Source organism: Oricola sp., assembly GCF_022763245.1.
Lineage (GTDB): Bacteria > Pseudomonadota > Alphaproteobacteria > Rhizobiales > Rhizobiaceae > Oricola.
In genome coordinates this window covers 79,825-96,965 of sequence record NZ_JALEGV010000012.1, presented here as the reverse complement: position 1 = coordinate 96,965, position 17,141 = coordinate 79,825, and the positions used below count along the sequence as shown (strand labels likewise).

Below are 17,141 nucleotides of genomic sequence, written 5' to 3'. Positions count from 1 at the left end.
GATCACTACTGACTCCCGGCACCGGAGAAGCCCATGCTCATCAAGGACATCGAGACCTTCATTGTCGGCGTGCCGGACGGGGCGCCGGGCGGGCGCTATTTCATCTTCGTCAAGCTGACGAGCGACGGCGGCGTGACGGGCTGGGGCGAGGCCTACGGGGCGTCGTTCGGGCCGAAGGCGATGGCAGCGATGATCGAGGATGTCGCCGCGCGGCATCTCGTCGGGTACGATCCGCACGATGTCGAGGCGTTCTTCAGGCGCTGCTATTCGTCGGGCTTCACGCAGCGGCCGGACCTGTCGATAATGGGGTGCCATTCCGCGCTGGAGATGGCCTGCTGGGACATCGTCGGCAAGGAGGCCGGCAAGCCTGTGCATGCGTTGATCGGTGGCAAGGTGCATGAGGCGCTGCGCTCCTACACCTATCTCTATCCTGCTGAAGGCTCGATCTATCCGGACGAGACGAGCGGGCGGACGGTCTACAACGACCCCGATCTTGCCGCGGAAAACGCCGTCCGCTGGGTCGAGCAGGGCTTCACCGCGGTGAAATTCGATCCGGCCGGACCCTATACGCAATACGACCCGCACCAGCCGCTGTTGACCGATATCGAGCGGTCGGCCGCGATGGTGAAGGCGGTGCGCGCGGCTGTCGGCACGCGGGCCGACATATTGTTCGGCACGCATGGCCAGTTCACGCCGTCGGGGGCGGCGCGGATGGCGAAGGCCATCGAGCCCTACGATCCGCTGTGGTTCGAGGAGCCGGTGCCGCCGGACATGCCCGAGGCGATGGCGCAGATCGCGGCGAAGACCTCAATCCCGATCGCGACCGGCGAGCGGCTGACGACGAAATACGAATTTGCGCGGCTGCTGGCGCTCGGCGCGGCGCAGATCGTGCAGCCGAATTGCGGCCGCTCGGGCGGAATCTGGGAAACCAAGAAGATCGCGGCGCTGGCGGAAGTGCATCACGCGCTGGTCGCGCCGCATTGCTATTGCGGGCCAGTGGTCGCGGCGGCGAACATCCAGGTCGCGGCTTCATGCCCGAACTTCCTGATTCTCGAGGCGATCAAGGACTGGGGCGGGTTCCACGCAGAACTCCTGACGTCGCCCCTGACGCTGGAGAACGGCTATTCGCTGGTGCCTCAGGCGCCGGGCCTCGGCGTGGAGATCGACGAGGACGTGGCGCGCGCACATCCCTATGACGGCGACAAGCTGCATCTGACGATGGCCGACGCGGCGGCTCAGCCGTAAGGAGACGACATGAGCAATCCCATCAATCTCGCCGACAAGCTTGCGCAGTTTTCGGAACATTGGTCGCCGCGGATCGTCGGCGTGTTCAACGGGCATGACCTGATGGTGGTGAAGGCGAAGGGGGAGTTCGTCTGGCACTCGCATCCCGACACCGACGATTTCTTCCTGGTGCTGAAGGGGAGGCTCAGGATCGAATTGCGCGACGGCGACGTCGTGCTCGGGCCGGGGGAACTGCATGTCGTGCCGAAGGGCGTGGAGCACAGGCCGGTAGCTGAGGAGGAGACCGAACTTCTGATCATCGAGCCGGCGGGCACGCCGAACACCGGCGACCCGGACACGGCGGTGACGAAAGTCTCGATCTGAAATGAAAACGGCCGGACGAATCCGGCCGTCGGCATGCGTCAGGCGTGAAGCCTATTCGGCGATCATGATCTCGGTGATCTCGCCGGTCGAGTCGTCGGTGATGACGTTGACCGTGTCGCCTTCGGCGATGGAGGAATAGTCGACGCCTTCGGAGACGATCAGCGTTTCGCCGTCGTCGAAGGTGACCGCCTGGGCGTCGAAATCGACGGCCTCGACCACGGCCTGGAATTCCTCGGCGTGGACGGATACGACCGCGGCCAGGGCGGCGGCGAGTGCAATGAGAGCTTTTCTCATCTGGTGTTTTTCCATGAAAGACAAACCCGGGCTCAGTTGGCCCTCCGTCTCCGGTGGCGCTGCCGGGCGCCCATTCCGTAGCCGTGTTTTCAGCCGCCAGCAAGCGGATTTTTTCTTTGAAAACAGTAGCTTGAAAAAGACACCAAAGCGCCGCGAATTTGCCGCGATTGACGGCGGACGCGGCGCCATGGCGCTGCGGTCATATCACGGGGCGGCCTTCTGCGCGTCCGTGCGAACGGCCCGCGCTGCCGTACGCGGCCTCGCCGCGAACTGGCTGGCCCAGACGCTGGCGAAGACGATCAGCGCGCCGGCGGCCTGGATCGCGGTCAGGGATTGGCCGAGGGCGATCCAGCCCAGGATGACGGCGGTCAGCGGGCTCAGTAGGCCGAGCGTGGAGACCGCCGACGGCTCGATCCGGCCGATGCCGCGAAACCAGAGGAAGTAGGTCAGCGCGGCGCCGATCAGTCCGAGCCATGCGAGGCCGGCGAGATTGGCGGCGTCGAGAGGCGGCAGCGGCGGCTCGAAGGCGAGCGCTGCGGGCAGGAGCAGCAGTCCTCCCGCCGTCAGCTGCCAGGCGGTGAAGGTGAGGAGCGACACCGGCGGCCGCCATTTGCGGGTCAGCACCGTGCCGGCGGCCATGCAGAGTGCCCCGCCCAGGCCGGCGGCGATGCCGATCGGATCGAGCGCTGCGTCCGGTCCGAGGATAAGCAGGGCCACGCCGCCGACGCCGCTTGCCGCGGCAACGACCGACAGGGGGACGATCGGCGTCTTCAGGACATGATAGGCCAGAAAGATCACGGCAAGCGGCTGCAGCGAGCCGACCGTCGCCGCCACGCCGCCGGGCAGCCGGTAGGCCGCGACGAAGAGCAGCGACCAGAAGACCGCGAAATTCAGTGCTCCGAGAACGAAGACCCGTCCGAGCCAGTCGCGCGGCGGCAGCCGTCGCACGAAGAGGAGGAGCAGGAGGCCGGCGGGCAGGGCGCGCAACACGGCGAGCGTGACCGGGTAGCCCTGCGGCAGGAATTCCGTCGTGACGATATAGGTGCTGCCCCAGATGGCCGGGGCGAGCGCGGTGATGAGAATGTCGGAAAGCTTCGTCATGACGATCTCCGTTATGCCACAAGGCGCGCATTGGCGAGGATTTGCGCGCGCAGGTCCTCAACCGGGCCGTTGACGAGGCGGTGCCCGGTCTCGCGGATGATGACGGTGGGCACGCAGCGCACCTGCAGGCGACGGGCCTCCCTGCGATCCGCCTCCACGCGGTCGCCGGTGGCATCGGCCGCCATGTCGTCGATGAGGCGTGCGGCATCGAGGCCGATCTCCGCCGCGACGTTGGCCAGCACGCGCATGTCGGCGACGTTGCGGACATCCGTCAGATGGGCGCGCTGGATCGCGTCGAACATGTCCCAATGGGCCGCCTGTCCGCCCTGCCGTTCGGCGGCCTTGCAGGCGAGCGCGCCTGGCAGGCCGTGCGGATAGGCGAAGGGCGCAGCCGCCATGGCGTCCACATTGAAGGCGTCCGGCGTGTCGGACGCGGCCATGCAGGCCCGCCAATGGCCGAGGATCTCGGTCTTCGCGGCGGGCATGGAGCCGAACCGCGCGATCATCTCGGCGGTGCCGGCCTGCAGGACGAAGGTGCGGTGGCGGATGTCGAGGTCGAACTCGCCGGCCAGGAGGCGAAGGCGCGGCGACAGGTTGAAGCACCAGCCGCAGACCACGTCGTGAAAGAAGTCGAGGGTCAGTCTCGCTCGGGTCATGATCACGCCGCCTCCGCCGTTCTGCGGCCGGAGCGGTTGCCGGCGATGCGGGCGGCCATTTCGGCGACGTGACGCCCCTGGAACCGGGCGCCTTCGAGATCCGTCGCCGTGGGCTTCAGGGAACCGTCGCCGCCGGCGATGGTGCCCGCGCCATAGGGAGAGCCGCCGACGATCTCGTCGGTGCGCATCTGGCCCGGGAAGGTGTAGGGCATGCCGGCGACGAGCATGCCGAAATGCAGGAGCGGGACGTGGAAGGTCAGGACCGCGGCCTCGTGGCCGCCATGCTGCGAACCGGTCGAGGTGAACACCGCGCCGACCTTTCCCACCAGCGCGTTGGAGGCCCACAGGCCGCCGGCCTGGTCGAGGAACTGCTTCATCTGGGCGGCCATGTTGCCGAAGCGGGTCGGCGTGCCGAAGATGATCGCGTCATAGGCGGGGAGGTCGGAGACCTCGGCGACCGGCGTGTCGAAATCCAGCCTGTAGCCGGCCTTTTCGCGCACGGAAAGCGGCACGGTTTCGGGCACGCGCTTGAGATCGACGGTCACGCCCTCGACCTCGCGCGCGCCTTCCGCTTCCGCATGGGCCAGCGCGTCGATGTGACCGTAGCTCGAATAGTAAAGTACCAGCACCCTTGTCATGTTGTCCTCGTTGATCCGGAGTTGATGAGGCGAGGATCGGGCAACGAACGGTTTGGAAAAAGCCGCGCGGGGAGAGGTCTTTATTCACGTTGCGTTGATTATCTGCGCCTCAGAGGGCGAGATTCTGCTGCAGGAAGTCGAGAAAGACCCGTGCCTTGGCATCAATGCCGCGTCGCGTCGGGGTGATCGCGTAGATGCGGCGGGTCGGCAGCCGGTAGTCCGGCAGCAGCGGGCGCAGGCCTTGCGCGGCGAAACAGGGCTCGGCGATGAAGGAGGGCAGGGACCCGATGCCGGCGCCCCGCACCAGCATGTCGCGCAGGAAGAGACTGTTGCCGACCGTCATGCGCGGTTGCGGCGTGACGGTCTGCGGTCCGGCATCGCTTTCGAACGACCAGTTCATGGCCGTGTCCGCGAGGCCGTAGCCGATCACGGCATGCAAGGCGAGATCGGCCGGGCGTTGCGGTTCGCCATGGGTGGCCAGGTAGGAGGGGGCGGCGCAGATGTGCTGGCGCACCGCGCCGAGTGGGCGGACCACCAGCGCGGAATCGGGCAGGGCGGCCCGGATCCGGATGGAGACGTCGTAGCCCTCTTCGACGACGTTCAGCACCCGGTCGTCGAGATCGAGCACGATCTCGATGTCGGGGAAGGCCTGCATGAAGCGTGGCATCAGCGGCGCGAGGGCGACGAGGCTGAAGGAGAGCGGCGCGTTGACGCGCAGGCGGCCCTTCGGCGTGGCGATCTTGTCGCGCATGGCGCTGTCGAGCGCCTCGATCTCGCCGAGCAGCCGGCGGCATTCCTCGTAATAGAGGCGGCCGTGTTCGGTCAGCGACATGCTGCGGGTCGTGCGGGTGAGCAGGACGCAGCCGAGACCTTCCTCCAGCAATTTCAGGTGCTTGCTGACCAGCGCCGGCGAAAGGCCGAGATCGTCCGCCGCCCGCGTGATGCTCATCCGCTCCACGATGCGGCAATAGGCCCGCATGACATCCAGACGATCCATCTGCTCCTTCCGGTGTCCCAATCGAGACACTTCTCAACGCCGCTCGCATCAATGCCGCTCGTGCCGGCAAATGCAACTTCTGTGGGCTTGCGGCGCGGCTTCGGCTATAGGCACTGACAAGGAGACATGCCCGATGACAGCGATCTTCCATCCGACGGATCTTTCTCCGGCGAGCGCCGTCGCGTTTCGCCATGCGCTGCGCCTTTCGCTGCATGACGGCGCGGCGCTGACGATCATGCATGTGCATGGTCCGCTGTCCGCCGACACGCCGTGGAAGGCGTTTCCGGCGGTTCGCGACACACTCTCGGAATGGCATGAGGGGACGCACCACCTGCCGCGCGTGCGCAAGATCGAGGCGAGCGGGCGCGAGGTGGCGAATGTGCTGTCGGACTATCTCGACCGGCATGACGCCGACCTGATCGTGCTCGCCAGCCATCCGCGCGAGGGCATTGCCGCCATGGTGCGGCGGCCGGTGTCGCAGGCGCTGTTTCGAAAGACCCATCTGCCGACGCTCGTCGTGCCGGAGGGGCAGGAGGGGTTCGTGCGGTTCGATGGCGAGATCCGGCTCGACACGCTGTTGCTGCCGGTCGCCGAGGAGCCCGATCCGCAGATCGGCGTCGATTTCGTGTTTTCGCTGATGAAGCGCGTTGGGGTGACGCCGGGCCGGCTCGTCACGCTGCATGCCGGCGACACGCCGGTGCGGCATGCGCCGGCCTTGCCGAAGAGCGTAGCCGTCGAGGCATTGGCCATGAAGGGTGATGCGCACGACGCGATCGTGCGCAGCGCGGAGAGCGTGGCCGCCGACCTCATCGTCATGACCAGCGCAGGGCATGACAGCGTGCATGACATGCTGTTCGGATCGACCTTCGAGCAGGTCGTCCGGCACGCGCCCTGTCCGGTGCTGGTTCTGCCCGCGCGGGGCTGATCCGGCGGGTCCGGAAACCGGACGCCGCCTTCACTGGGTTGAGAGGGGTGGAGGGCCGTGGCTACATCGCGGTCTCTTCGAGTGCCGTCACCATGTTGGTGCCGTCCTCGAAGGCGACCTCGATCGTGTCGCCGGCCTCGATGGCCTCGACATCGATCTCGGCGCCGAGAACCCACTTCGTGCCGTCTTCCAGCACCAGGGTGCGGGTGGCCGGATCGATGCTTTCCACGACGCCCTGGGCCGTGCCGGCGAGGGCGGCGACTGCGGAACCGGCAAAGACTGCACCGGCAAGTGCGATAGAGACGAGCTTGTTCATGATTCAGGATCCTCTTCCTGTTTCTGTTGTCGTCGCCGGCAGCGTGCCCGGCTGGCGAGAGGGGGATGGGCACGCTGCGGCGACAGCCCGAGAAAGACGCGGCGGGCGCCGATTTTCAAATCACGAAGAATGAAGAAAAATACATGAAAACAAGGACATAATCGGTGCATTTCGCCCTTGTCCGGCCACAGTTGTGACACCGGCACGAGATCCGCCGGGCTTTCCGGGGTGCCGCCCGGGCGCAAATGTGGCGGCGTGGCGCCGTCAAAGGCGCGCCGGCCCTCAGGCGCGATCACGACGCTCAATTGCAGGGCTCGATTTGATCGCCGTCATGTTTCGTGAGGCGCGTCCGCATGCGCGGTCCGGGCTCAATCGGAGGATCTGGCAGGTCCTTCGGACGATCCGGCAGGCAGGCGGCAGGCCGGGCGACTAGCTGCACGGTGTCCGAGAATTGGAGATCACAGCATGACAACCGAAACGAAAATCGCACTGATCACCGGCGGCAGCCGCGGCCTTGGCCGCAACACGGCTATCCACCTGGCCGGGACCGGCATCGACAGCGTCGTCACCTACAAGTCCAGCCGCGCGGAGGCCGAGGCGCTGGTCGCGGAGATCGAGGCACTGGGTCGCAAGGCGGTGGCGCTGCCGCTCGACACGTCCGACACGGGCGCGTTTGCCGACTTCGCGGAGGCGCTGAAGGCGGCGCTGGCCGAGCATTGGGGCCGCGAAACGATCGACTTCCTCGTCAACAATGCCGGCACCGGCCTGCACAAGCCCTTCGCGGAGACGACGGAGGCGGAGTTCGACGCGCTGATGAACGTGCATGTGAAGGGCGTCTACTTCCTCACCCAGGCGCTGCTGCCGCTGATCGCGGATGGCGGGCGGATCGTGAACATCTCCTCCGGGCTCGCCCGCTTCTCCCTGCCGGGCGCTTCGGCCTATGCGATGATGAAGGGCGCGGTCGAGGTCATGTCACGCTATCTGGCGCGTGAACTCGGGGCGCGCGGGATCGCGGTCAACACGGTCGCGCCCGGTGCGATTGCCACCGACTTCAACGGCGGTCGCGTGCGTGACGACGCCGACACGAACCGGATGGTCGCCTCGATGACCGCGATGGGCCGGGCGGGGCTGCCGGACGACATCGGCGGGGCGATCGCAAGCCTTCTGGCCGGCGAGAACGGCTGGATGACCGGACAGCGCATCGAGGTGTCGGGCGGCATGTTCGTGTGAGCCCGAATGCGACGGGCGGCTGGCGCCGCCCGTTGTCAGTTCGCCCGTTGCCTCGTGGCCAGCATGGGCACGAGTTCGACGGCGAGCATGGCGGTGAAGATGAGGGCGCAGCCGACCAGGCCGATCGGCGGGATGCGCTCGCCAAGCAGGAGGAAGCCGAATAGCGCGGCGAACAGGGCTTCCGACGACATGAAGATCGCCGCCTGAGGCGCCGTCGTGTGGCGCTGGGCGACAGCCTGGAGCGTGAAGGCGAGGCCGCCGGAAAGAACGCCGGCAAACAGGATCTCGCCCGCCGCGGCGGTCACCATCGACAGGCCGACGGGCTCGACGAAGGGCGCGAGGACGGTGCCGATCACGCCGGCGACGAGGAACTGCGAAAAGGCCAGTTGCAGCGGGCGCGCATCGGCGACGAAGCGGCCGAGAAACTGCACGTGGCAGGCCCACAACGCGGCACACAGGATGATCCACCAGTCCCCGACGACCAGTCTGGCGAGCGTACCGCCGGACAGGAGGAAGATGCCTGCCAAGGCCATCAGCGACGCCGGCCAGATCACCCGATGCGGCCAATGACGGAAGAACGCGATGCCGGCCAGCGGCGTCAGCACGACGTAGAGCCCGGTGAGGAAGCCCGCATTGGTGACGGTGGTCGTCAGAAGGCCGACCTGCTGAACGGCGAGCGAGGAGAACAGAAGCGTGCCCAGAAGCGCGAAGCGCATCCACTCGCCCGGTGCCGGAACGAACGGCCGGCCTGCCCGGCGCGCCTCCCACACGGCGAAGGGCAAAAGGGCAAGCGCTGCGGCGAGAAAACGGATGCCCGTGAAGAAGACGGGTCCGATCGCCGACATCGCGGTTGCCTGGGCGACGAACCCGCCGCCCCAGATGGCGCCGGTGATCAACAGAAGAAGGTTGGCGGAAGCACGATTCATCGCGGGAGAAAGTGGGGTTTTACGGCGATTCGCACTGTGCCGGGTCAAGGATCGGTAAACTTGAGCGTGCTACTGTCTCGCCGATGGCGATGCAATCACCAAAGTTGGGGTCCAGGCATGCGCGCATCGGTCTTCTGACCGCGGCGGCGGCCGTGCTGTTCCTGTTCGCCGCCGACCTGACCTATCGCCAGATCATGGCCGCGCTCAATCGCGAGGCGCTGGCCAACATGACCCGCGACACGCTCGGACGTGCCGAGATCGCCATCGACTATGCGCTCATCAAGCTTGGCGAGCTCTACGAGGCGAACGATCTCGACTGCTCGGCGGATGCGGTGACGGCGCTCGAAATGGCCGTGATCCGGGCCGGCTCGATCAAGGACATCCTGGTGCGGGACCGCCACGTGATCTGCTCGGCCCAGCCGCTGAGCGCGATCCTCCTGCGCAACCAGGAGGACCCGCAGATGAGCGCGCCGGCGCGCAACGCCAAGGTGGTGCTCAACCCGGTGCAGATCGCCGGCCGCCCGGCGCTCGCGCTGACCTGGCATCTGAGCGACGATCTGCAGGCCTCCGCGCTGGTCAACACTGAGGCCATGGCCTTCGACATCCTGCCCGCCGATTTCAGGGACAAGAGCCGGGTCATCCTGAAGCTCAGCAACTCCGCGCCGATCGCCCTCTTCGAGGGGGCGAAAGTGAGAAACGACGCCGAGCCGATCGTCTTCGAACACGCCTCCAGCCGTTTCCCGATTTCCGCCCGCATCGAGGTGCCGCCGGACGTCATCTCCAACGTGCATCTGGAACGCGGCCGTTTCGTCGATCTGGGCGCGGTCGGTCTGGCGCTGGTGCTGGCCTATCTCGTGGCGCGGGGCCTCGCGCCGCCGCCGACGACCTCCGGCCGCATCAAGAGCGCGCTGGCACAGGGCGAGATCGTGCCGCATTTCCAGCCTTCCTACGATCTGCGCAACGGCGAGATGACCGGCTTCGAAGTGCTGGCGCGCTGGACGCTGCCGGACGGCACGCCGGTCTCGCCATCGACCTTCGTGCCGCTGATCGAGGCCAATGGCTGGACGAACCAGCTGCTGGAATCGATGGTCACCCAGGCGGCGGATTCGATGAGCGAGATCATCGCGCATGAGCCGCGCCTGCAATTCGCGTTCAACATCTCTCCGAACCAGATCATCCAGCCGGATTTCGCGGGCTGGTTCCTGCAGATCGTCGACCGCACCGGGCTGGATCCGTCCCGCGTCATCCTGGAAGTCACCGAGCGTCAGGAAATCGGCAATGCGCGTTCAGCGCGTCACTGCGTCGAGGCGCTCCGGGCCAAGGGAGTGCGGATCGCCATCGACGATGCCGGCACCGGCCACAACGGTCTGGCGTCGATCCGAACGCTGGGCGCCTCGGTGCTGAAGATCGACAAGTTCTTCGTCGACGGGATCGAGCACGATCCGCGGGTTGCCGCGCTGGTGCGGATGCTCGTCAATGCGGCGCGCGAATACGGAATGCGCATCGTCGCCGAAGGGGTGGAACACGGGGTCCAACTGGACGCGCTCGCCCGGCTCGGGGTCGACGAGGTTCAGGGCTTCTTCCTGTGCCCGCCGCTCGACGCGACGCAGGCGACCGCGGAGTTCGCCCGCCACCAGGCGGTGATGCTGCGTGACCGGCTCGACGCAGCCGACGCGCCGGCCGAAGGGACCCCGCAGGTTGCGGTCGAGAGCGGCGCCTCGGCTTGAAGCCGTTGCGGCCGGGACCTATCTCGGCTGGGCGGCGTGCATTGGGTTCACCGCATCGAACGCATGATGAAAAGGATGTCGATGCGACAGTTCCTTCGCGGAGGCCGACCCTCCTTCCACATGGCTTTCGTGCCGGTTCTCGCCCTGGTCCTGGCCTGTGTGGCGCCGACCGGTGACGCGCTCGCCAGCCAGTTCAAACGCATTCGCGACATTTCGGTGAGCTGCACGGACGCGCTGACCTGCGACGTCTTCACCTACAATGCGCAGTCCGAACTCTACAGCGTGATCTTCCGGCGCGCGGCACGGCCGGACGCGCCGGTGCGCCTGGTTCTGGGCGTGCGCGAGACGCTGACGGCAGGCTCGGTCGTCGAATTCTCCATCGACGGGCAGGTCGTGTCTGTGATCGACGTGTCGGATCTCTCCTATCGGGCGGCCGTCTATGAATACAGTTTCGACGGCGAGGCCGAGATCGCGGCGCTGATCGCAGCCGCCAGGTCCGGCCGGCAGTTGCGCGTCTCCTATCGCGCTCGCGGGCTCGACACCGTGTCACGGTTTTCCCTGTCCGGCTTCGTTGCGGGGCTCAGCTTCATGGACGAGGTGCAGGGGCGCGTCGGGCGCGAGGACGCATTGCAGGCCGGCGGGGATGCGGACGGCTCCGAGGGTTCCATGTTGCGCGCCATCGCCCTGATCGAAGATCTCCCGTTCCAATTGCGGGCGGAGTTCTCCGACCGCAACGACGCGCTGTGCCGCGGTACGGAGGCGGGCCGATTCGCCGATCTCGGCGGGTTCGAGGCCGGATCCGGCGACGATTCCTGGCTGATCGGGCTGCCCTGCGGCACAGGCGGGGCCTACAACCAGCCCTTCGCCTTCTGGGAGCGGACGGGCTCGCGGTTCCGGCCGGCGCCCCTGCCGGTGATGACCGGGGAAGGCCCGTCGACGGACAGCTTCGCCTGGAACGTCTCCTGGGACCAGGAACGGCAGCAACTGACCGGTTTCTTCAAGGGCCGTGGGCTCGGCGATTGCGGCACGTTCAACCGCTGGATCTGGAAAGAGGGCGGCTCAGGTCATGTCTTCGTGCTGACCGAGGCGCGGGCGAAGGAAACATGCGACGGCGACCCGGCCGGCGGGCCGGAGAACTGGCCGCGCCTGTGGCCGCCTCAGGATTGACGTTCCCTCGGCGTCCGGATCAATTGCCTAGATTCAGGGTCACGGCTTGCAGCCGCTTGAGATTGGCGCCGCCGTCGGAATAGCCGAGTTGCGCGCGGGCATAGGCGACAAGGCCCGTCCGGCCGTCGTCGAGCGGCACAGCCTCGAAGGCATTCGTGTCGGGAAACCGCATCAGGGGCGACCAGGTGACGTAGCGCGCGCGGGTCGGGTCGCTGCCGTCATCGACGCGGCGGACAGGAATGCCGAGGTCGCGGATCGCGGCGTCGATGCTTGCGATCAACTCTTCGGGCGAGGCGGCATAGTCCGGCAATTGCGCATCGACCTTGACGCCGTCGCACAGGCCCTGCGTGCACAGAAGCGCGTCGTTGGGGCGGGGCGAGCGGGCCGGGGCGGTGCGTTCGAACGGGCCGAGATCAGGGTTTCCGGCGATCAGCGCCCATGTCTGTTCACGGCCGTAGAGGAAGAAGGCCGCGACGGCGACCGCAATGACCGCCACGATGGCAACAAGCACGGCAAGCATGAGCGTTCTCATCTCGTTGAGGGGGATGATTACTGGCGCGTGACGTGGATGACCGCGCCGGGGTCCTCGTCGGTCAGCAAGTAGAGCGAACCGTCGGGGGCGACGGTCACGTCGCGGATGCGGCCGAACTTGCCTTGCAGCATGCGCTCTTCTCCGGTGATCGCGCCGGTTTCGTCGCGGTCGAGCCGAACGAGCAACTGGTATTTGAGCGCGCCGACCAGAAGGTCGCCCTGCCATTCCGGGAACATGTCGCCGGAATAAACCGCAAGGCCGGAGGGCGCGATGGAGGGATCCCAGTAGTGGCGCGGCTGCTCGTAGCCGGGGGCCGACGTGCCGGCGCCGATCTGCGCGCCGGAATAGTGGCGGCCATAGGAGATGACGGGCCAGCCATAGTTGAGGCCGGCTTCCGGCTGGTTGATCTCGTCGCCGCCGCGGGCGCCGTGTTCGACCGTCCAGATCAGGCCGGTCGCGGGATCGAGCGCCGCACCCTGGATGTTGCGATGGCCCTTCGACCAGATTTCCGGCGCGGCACCCGCCTGGCCGGCAAACGGATTGTCGGCGGGCGCGGAGCCGTCGCGGTTGACGCGCAGAACGGCGCCGGCGTGATCGGAGGCGTCCTGGGCGCGTTCGGACTGGCCGCGGTCGCCGGTGGTCAGGAAGACGGTGCCGTCCGGCGCGAAGACGATGCGTGAGCCGAAATGCCGGCCGACATCGGTCTTGCGCGCCATGGAGAAGACGGTCTGCGTTTCCGCGAGGCGCGGTTCATCGCCGTCCCAGTCTTCCAGCACAGCGCGGCCGAGCGCGGTGCCCGCACCGCCGTCGCCGGGTTCCGAGAAGGTGAAGTAGATCTCGCCCGTTTCCGCGAAATCGGGGGCGATGGCCACGTCGAGAAGGCCGCCCTGACCGGCCGTGGCGACCTCGGGCAGGCCGGGGAGGGGCGCGGAGGCGACGCCGTCGCGCAGGATGCGCAGGGCGCCGGCCCTTTCGGTGACCAGCAGCGCGCCGTCGGGCAGGATGTCCATGCCCCAGGGGTGGGACAGGGTGTCGGCGACGACCGTCGCGACGATGTCGGCGGTTTCGGTCTTCTCAGTCACGGACTGCGCCGCCGCGGGCATCGCGACGGCGGCAAGGGCGAGGAGGCTCGGCAGGAGAGGTTTCGTCATCATGGCACTTTATCTATGCCGCCGGACGCGCCTGCCAAGGGAACGGCCTCAGAAGTGTCCGCGCTTGCGTTCGGTCGCGGCGATTTCGCGGGCGAGGCTGCGGAACATGAAGGCGCTGACGCCGGCCATGGTGGCAAGCGCGATGCTCATCAGAGCGATCAGCAGCATCCGGTGGGTGTGGCCTGCTTTCGCGATCGAAGCGGTGGTCGGCGCGGCCTGCTCACGGGAGACGACGTCGCGGGCTGCTGCCTCGCGGGCGACGGCCTGACGGGCGGCGGCTTCGGCGGCCTGCGCCTCGGAGGCGAGCGGCGCGATCGCACCGCGCTCGACCGGTTCGACGGGCGGGACGACCTCGGCTTGCGGGGCGGCGTTCGTCTGCGGCCTTGAGAGCGGCACGGGGGCCTTCTTCTCCCAGCTCAGCGGCGCGTAATGCATGGCGTCGGGAAAGCCCTGTGCATGGGCCGACGCGCCGAGACCGGCAATGGCGACGAGATTGGCGAGCAACAGAACCGCGATCAGCGTTGCGGTCGATCCGGCGGCGGCGTTCCTGTTTCTGGCGCGGAGGTGTCTGGGAGCCGTGAACATGTCGCTCATCCTTTCGGCGCGTCGCAAAGTGTTTGGTCGATACCAGCGCTTTTCAGGCGCTTCATCGAACAATCACCGGCGATTCGGGCTGGTTCGCGGACACAAAACGGCGGTTGCCGGGAAATTCTGTGGCGATTTCAAGAAGGCGGTTAACGAGACCCTTACGCGGCCGGCGCCCCGGGCACGAAGGACAGCGGCACATGGCCGGGCTCCGCGGCGATGCGGGCAAGCCAGGCGTTGACGGCCGGGAAGCGGTCCATTTCGAAGCCGCCCTTGGTGCCGGCCGAGTGGGTGTAGCCGTAAAGCGCGATGTCGGCGACGGTGATCGCGTCGCGGGTCAGGAACGGCGTCTTCTGCAGTTGGGCTTCCATCACCGACAGCGCGCGGTGGCCGCTTTCGAGCAGCGGGTCAAGCACTTCGGGCGTGCGCAGATGGGCGCGCTGCGGATAGTTGCGGATCGCCGCGCGCACGGCGACGGTGGTCTCGTGGCTGTTCTGTTCGAAGAACATCCATTGATGGCACAGCGCCTGCTCATAGGCGTCGTCGGGCAGGAAGCGCGTGCCGCGGGCGAGATAGAGCAGGATCGCGTTGGATTCCGCCAGGAGCCGGCCGTCTTCGAGCACCAGCAGCGGCACCTTGCCGGCCGGGTTGAGGGCGCGGAACTCCGGCGTGTCGGTGACGCCGCTGCCATATTCGGCGTCTTTGTGCTCGTAGGCGAGGCCAAGCAGCGCGAGCAGCAGGCGCACCTTGTAGGAGTTGCCGGAACTCGGCATGGAATAGAGCGTCAGCATGGATATTGGATCCGGGTTGCGATGTGTCAGCCGACGGTTTCGGCGCGGCGTTGGGCGGGTTGCGGCTCGAAGCGGGCGATCCAGGCGCCGAAATCCGGACCGGCGACACGAGGCTCGGCGAGGGCGTAGCCCTGCAGCATCTGGGCGCCGGTGGTCTCGGCGCGCTCGATGTCGCGCATCGTCTCCAGCCCCTCGAGCACGCAATGGATGCCGTCCGACGCGAAGCGCGACGCCATCAGCCGTAGCGTGCCGATGCCGGCCGGCGTCGCCAGCAGGCGCTTCACCAGCCGACCGTCGAACTTGACGATGTCGGGCGCGAGCGCTTCCACCCGCTCGGGGCGCGAGGCGCGGTCGCCGTAATCGTCGATGGCGATCACGAAGCCGCGGGCGCGCAATTCGTGGGCGAAATGCGGGAGCGTCGCCTCGCAGGCAGTTTCCACCTCGGTGAATTCGCAGACGATGTCGGCCGGCGGGATGCGCGCGGCGCGCAGTTCGTCGGCAAGGCTTGCCAGCGCCTGGTGCAGGCGCGTCGGGGTCTCGGCCAGGCGCGGATCGAGATTGAGGAACAGCCGGCGCTGCGACGACGGGATGAACGACGCGTTGCGGATGTGCATGCGGCGCAGCTCGGGTTCGATCGCGATGAAGGACGGCGCGTCGAGCATGGCGAAGAAGGCCTCGGTGAGCACCGGATGCCCGTCGCGGCTGACGCGCAGCAGCGCCTCGCAGGCGATCGGGGCGAGGTGGCCCTGGTCGAAGCGGAAGATCGGCTGGAAGGCGGTGCGCAGAACGAAGTCGCCCAGGATGGCAATCCAGGCGCCGTCATCGTCTCTTTCCATGCGCATGTCCGGCGCCTGCGTCACGCGGACCTCCCCCAAAATGTCCCGGCTGGACCGAAAATTACGCCGGAACCGATGAAAACATGGTTAATGCAGGGTTACCGCGTTCCCATGTGCACTGCAATGCTTGCGCATCCGCCGTCAATGGCGCAGATAGCGATGCGCCGTCCGGGAGCGGGCGGCGAAACACTTCAGGAGACTTGAAAATGGCCTTCCTCGCCGACACCCTTTCCCGTGTGAAACCTTCCGCCACCATCGCCGTGGCGCAGAAGGCTCGGGAACTCAAGGCTCAGGGCCGCGACGTGATCAGCCTCGGCGCGGGCGAGCCCGATTTCGACACGCCGGACAACATCAAGAAAGCGGCCATCGAAGCGATCAATCGCGGCGAGACCAAATACACGCCCGTCTCCGGCATTCCCGAACTGCGCAAGGCGATCGCGGCCAAGTTCAAGCGCGAGAACGACCTCGACTACGACTGGACGCAGACGATCGTCGGCACCGGCGGCAAGCAGATCCTGTTCAACGCGCTGATGGCGACGATGAACCCGGGCGACGAAGTCGTGATCCCGGCGCCGTTCTGGGTGTCCTATCCGGAGATGGTGCTTCTGTGCGGCGGTACGCCGGTGGCTGCGCCGACGACGCTGGAGAACCATTTCAAGCTGACGGCCGACGCGCTGGAGGCTGCGATCACGCCGAAGACGAAATGGCTGATCTTCAACTCGCCGTCGAACCCGTCCGGCGCGGCCTATGACCGCAACGAGATGAAGGCGATCACCGACGTGCTGATGCGCCATCCGCATGTCTGGCTGCTGACCGACGACATGTACGAACACCTTGTCTATGACGATTTCGAGTTCGTGACGCCGGTTCAGGTCGAGCCGGGGCTGAAGGACCGCACGCTGACGATGAACGGCGTGTCCAAGGCCTATGCGATGACCGGCTGGCGCATCGGCTACGCCGCCGGCCCGATGGAGATCATCAAGGCGATGGACATGATCCAGAGCCAACAGACCTCGGGCGCCTGCTCGATCGCTCAGTGGGCCTCGGTGGAGGCGCTGAACGGGCCGCAGGACTTCATCCAGAAGAACAAGGCGATCTTCCAGGGCCGCCGCGATCTCGTCGTCTCGATGCTGAACCAGGCGCAGGGCATCAAGTGCCCGACGCCGGAGGGCGCCTTCTACGTCTATCCGTCGGTTGCCGGCGTGATCGGCAAGACTGCACCGACGGGCAAGGTGATCGAGACCGACCAGGACTTCGTCACGGAACTGCTGGAGAAGGAGGGCGTCGCTGCGGTGCATGGCGAACCGTTCGGGCTCGGGCCGAACTTCCGCATTTCCTATGCGACGTCGGAAGAACTGCTGGAAGAATCATGCCGGCGTATTCAGCGCTTCTGCGCCGACTGCCGCTGAGGTTTCGACCCTCGTCACTACGGTTGCCTTAGCTGCAACCCGTCAAATCTTGCAGGGCCGGGCGGAGAAATTCCGTCCGGTCTTCTCTTTTTTTGCAAAAAAGTGACCCAACGGCGGTTCTGTTGCCAATTTGCACTGGTCGCTCGTCGTTTTTACCGTCTATTAAAAGATCGGGGCATGGACAATCTGAGGGGCCTTTGGCGCATGGCACACGGCAATAGAAATCCGTGGGTGTTTCGCTCTGTTCTTGCG

The 17,141-nt window shown here is 66.7% G+C and carries 20 protein-coding genes; 7 read left to right on the top strand and 13 right to left on the bottom strand.

Annotation, left to right across the window (positions count from 1 at the left end):
- The first annotated feature begins 33 nt into the window (after positions 1–33).
- Complete coding sequence (locus tag MRY80_RS04665) at positions 34–1,245, top strand: mandelate racemase/muconate lactonizing enzyme family protein (RefSeq protein ID WP_293288533.1); 1,212 nt, start codon at positions 34–36, stop codon at positions 1,243–1,245.
- Between the two features lie 9 nt (positions 1,246–1,254).
- On the top strand, positions 1,255–1,608 hold the full coding sequence (locus MRY80_RS04660) for a cupin domain-containing protein (protein ID WP_293288531.1): 354 nt from the start codon (positions 1,255–1,257) through the stop codon (positions 1,606–1,608).
- Positions 1,609–1,659: 51 nt separating this feature from the next.
- On the opposite strand, the gene MRY80_RS04655 is transcribed toward MRY80_RS04660, so the two are convergent.
- From MRY80_RS04655 to MRY80_RS04635, 5 genes are all read right to left on the bottom strand, one after another.
- Positions 1,660–1,902 carry a hypothetical protein gene (locus MRY80_RS04655; RefSeq protein ID WP_293288529.1) on the bottom strand — a complete coding sequence of 81 codons (243 nt, stop codon included), beginning with the start codon at positions 1,900–1,902 and terminating at the stop codon, positions 1,660–1,662.
- A gap of 204 nt (positions 1,903–2,106) precedes the next feature.
- Positions 2,107–3,003 (bottom strand): EamA family transporter, encoded by an 897-nt coding sequence (locus MRY80_RS04650; RefSeq protein WP_293288527.1) that lies wholly within the window; start codon positions 3,001–3,003, stop codon positions 2,107–2,109.
- An 11-nt stretch (positions 3,004–3,014) separates the two neighbouring features.
- Complete coding sequence (locus MRY80_RS04645) at positions 3,015–3,659, bottom strand: DsbA family protein (RefSeq protein WP_293288526.1); 645 nt, start codon at positions 3,657–3,659, stop codon at positions 3,015–3,017.
- 2 nt (positions 3,660–3,661) lie between these two features.
- Positions 3,662–4,297: an NAD(P)H:quinone oxidoreductase gene (gene wrbA / locus MRY80_RS04640; RefSeq protein ID WP_293288524.1), complete on the bottom strand. Its 636-nt coding sequence runs from the start codon at positions 4,295–4,297 to the stop codon at positions 3,662–3,664.
- Positions 4,298–4,406: 109 nt separating this feature from the next.
- On the bottom strand, positions 4,407–5,294 hold the full coding sequence (locus MRY80_RS04635) for a LysR family transcriptional regulator (protein ID WP_293288522.1): 888 nt from the start codon (positions 5,292–5,294) through the stop codon (positions 4,407–4,409).
- Positions 5,295–5,427: 133 nt separating this feature from the next.
- Here MRY80_RS04635 and MRY80_RS04630 point away from each other — a divergent pair, with 133 nt between their 5' ends.
- Positions 5,428–6,219 (top strand): universal stress protein, encoded by a 792-nt coding sequence (locus MRY80_RS04630; RefSeq protein ID WP_293288520.1) that lies wholly within the window; start codon positions 5,428–5,430, stop codon positions 6,217–6,219.
- A 61-nt stretch (positions 6,220–6,280) separates the two neighbouring features.
- Here MRY80_RS04630 and MRY80_RS04625 read toward each other — a convergent pair whose 3' ends face one another.
- Both MRY80_RS04625 and MRY80_RS04620 read right to left on the bottom strand, forming a co-directional pair.
- Positions 6,281–6,535 (bottom strand): DUF1344 domain-containing protein, encoded by a 255-nt coding sequence (locus MRY80_RS04625; RefSeq protein ID WP_293288518.1) that lies wholly within the window; start codon positions 6,533–6,535, stop codon positions 6,281–6,283.
- Positions 6,532–6,840 carry a hypothetical protein gene (locus MRY80_RS04620; RefSeq protein ID WP_293288517.1) on the bottom strand — a complete coding sequence of 103 codons (309 nt, stop codon included), beginning with the start codon at positions 6,838–6,840 and terminating at the stop codon, positions 6,532–6,534. The genes MRY80_RS04625 and MRY80_RS04620 overlap by 4 nt, the downstream gene beginning before the upstream one ends.
- 160 nt (positions 6,841–7,000) lie before the next feature.
- On the opposite strand from MRY80_RS04620, the gene MRY80_RS04615 reads away from it, so the two are divergent.
- Positions 7,001–7,765, top strand: coding sequence for an SDR family oxidoreductase (locus MRY80_RS04615; protein WP_293288515.1), 765 nt, complete (start codon positions 7,001–7,003; stop codon positions 7,763–7,765).
- A gap of 35 nt (positions 7,766–7,800) precedes the next feature.
- Here MRY80_RS04615 and MRY80_RS04610 read toward each other — a convergent pair whose 3' ends face one another.
- Entirely contained in the window at positions 7,801–8,691 is an 891-nt protein-coding gene (locus MRY80_RS04610) for a DMT family transporter (RefSeq protein ID WP_293288513.1), read from the bottom strand.
- Positions 8,692–8,780: 89 nt separating this feature from the next.
- Here MRY80_RS04610 and MRY80_RS04605 point away from each other — a divergent pair, with 89 nt between their 5' ends.
- Together MRY80_RS04605 and MRY80_RS04600 are read left to right on the top strand one after the other, a co-directional pair.
- Positions 8,781–10,418, top strand: a complete 1,638-nt coding sequence (locus MRY80_RS04605; RefSeq protein WP_293288511.1) for an EAL domain-containing protein — start codon at positions 8,781–8,783, stop codon at positions 10,416–10,418.
- Positions 10,419–10,499: 81 nt separating this feature from the next.
- Positions 10,500–11,585 carry a DUF1176 domain-containing protein gene (locus MRY80_RS04600; protein WP_293288509.1) on the top strand — a complete coding sequence of 362 codons (1,086 nt, stop codon included), beginning with the start codon at positions 10,500–10,502 and terminating at the stop codon, positions 11,583–11,585.
- Positions 11,586–11,604: 19 nt separating this feature from the next.
- Here MRY80_RS04600 and MRY80_RS04595 read toward each other — a convergent pair whose 3' ends face one another.
- From MRY80_RS04595 to MRY80_RS04575, 5 genes are all read right to left on the bottom strand, one after another.
- Positions 11,605–12,105 (bottom strand): DUF1499 domain-containing protein, encoded by a 501-nt coding sequence (locus MRY80_RS04595; protein ID WP_293288507.1) that lies wholly within the window; start codon positions 12,103–12,105, stop codon positions 11,605–11,607.
- A 29-nt stretch (positions 12,106–12,134) separates the two neighbouring features.
- Positions 12,135–13,271 carry a PQQ-dependent sugar dehydrogenase gene (locus tag MRY80_RS04590; RefSeq protein ID WP_346433380.1) on the bottom strand — a complete coding sequence of 379 codons (1,137 nt, stop codon included), beginning with the start codon at positions 13,269–13,271 and terminating at the stop codon, positions 12,135–12,137.
- Positions 13,272–13,316: 45 nt separating this feature from the next.
- Positions 13,317–13,853, bottom strand: coding sequence for a hypothetical protein (locus MRY80_RS04585; RefSeq protein ID WP_293288505.1), 537 nt, complete (start codon positions 13,851–13,853; stop codon positions 13,317–13,319).
- Between the two features lie 161 nt (positions 13,854–14,014).
- The gene (locus MRY80_RS04580) at positions 14,015–14,644 is read right to left on the bottom strand and encodes a glutathione S-transferase family protein (protein ID WP_293288503.1); all 630 of its coding nucleotides are present in this window, start codon (positions 14,642–14,644) and stop codon (positions 14,015–14,017) included.
- Between the two features lie 26 nt (positions 14,645–14,670).
- The gene (locus tag MRY80_RS04575) at positions 14,671–15,504 is read right to left on the bottom strand and encodes an EAL domain-containing protein (protein WP_293288501.1); all 834 of its coding nucleotides are present in this window, start codon (positions 15,502–15,504) and stop codon (positions 14,671–14,673) included.
- Positions 15,505–15,686: 182 nt separating this feature from the next.
- Here MRY80_RS04575 and MRY80_RS04570 point away from each other — a divergent pair, with 182 nt between their 5' ends.
- On the top strand, positions 15,687–16,889 hold the full coding sequence (locus tag MRY80_RS04570) for a pyridoxal phosphate-dependent aminotransferase (protein ID WP_293288499.1): 1,203 nt from the start codon (positions 15,687–15,689) through the stop codon (positions 16,887–16,889).
- Positions 16,890–17,141: the final 252 nt, after the last annotated feature.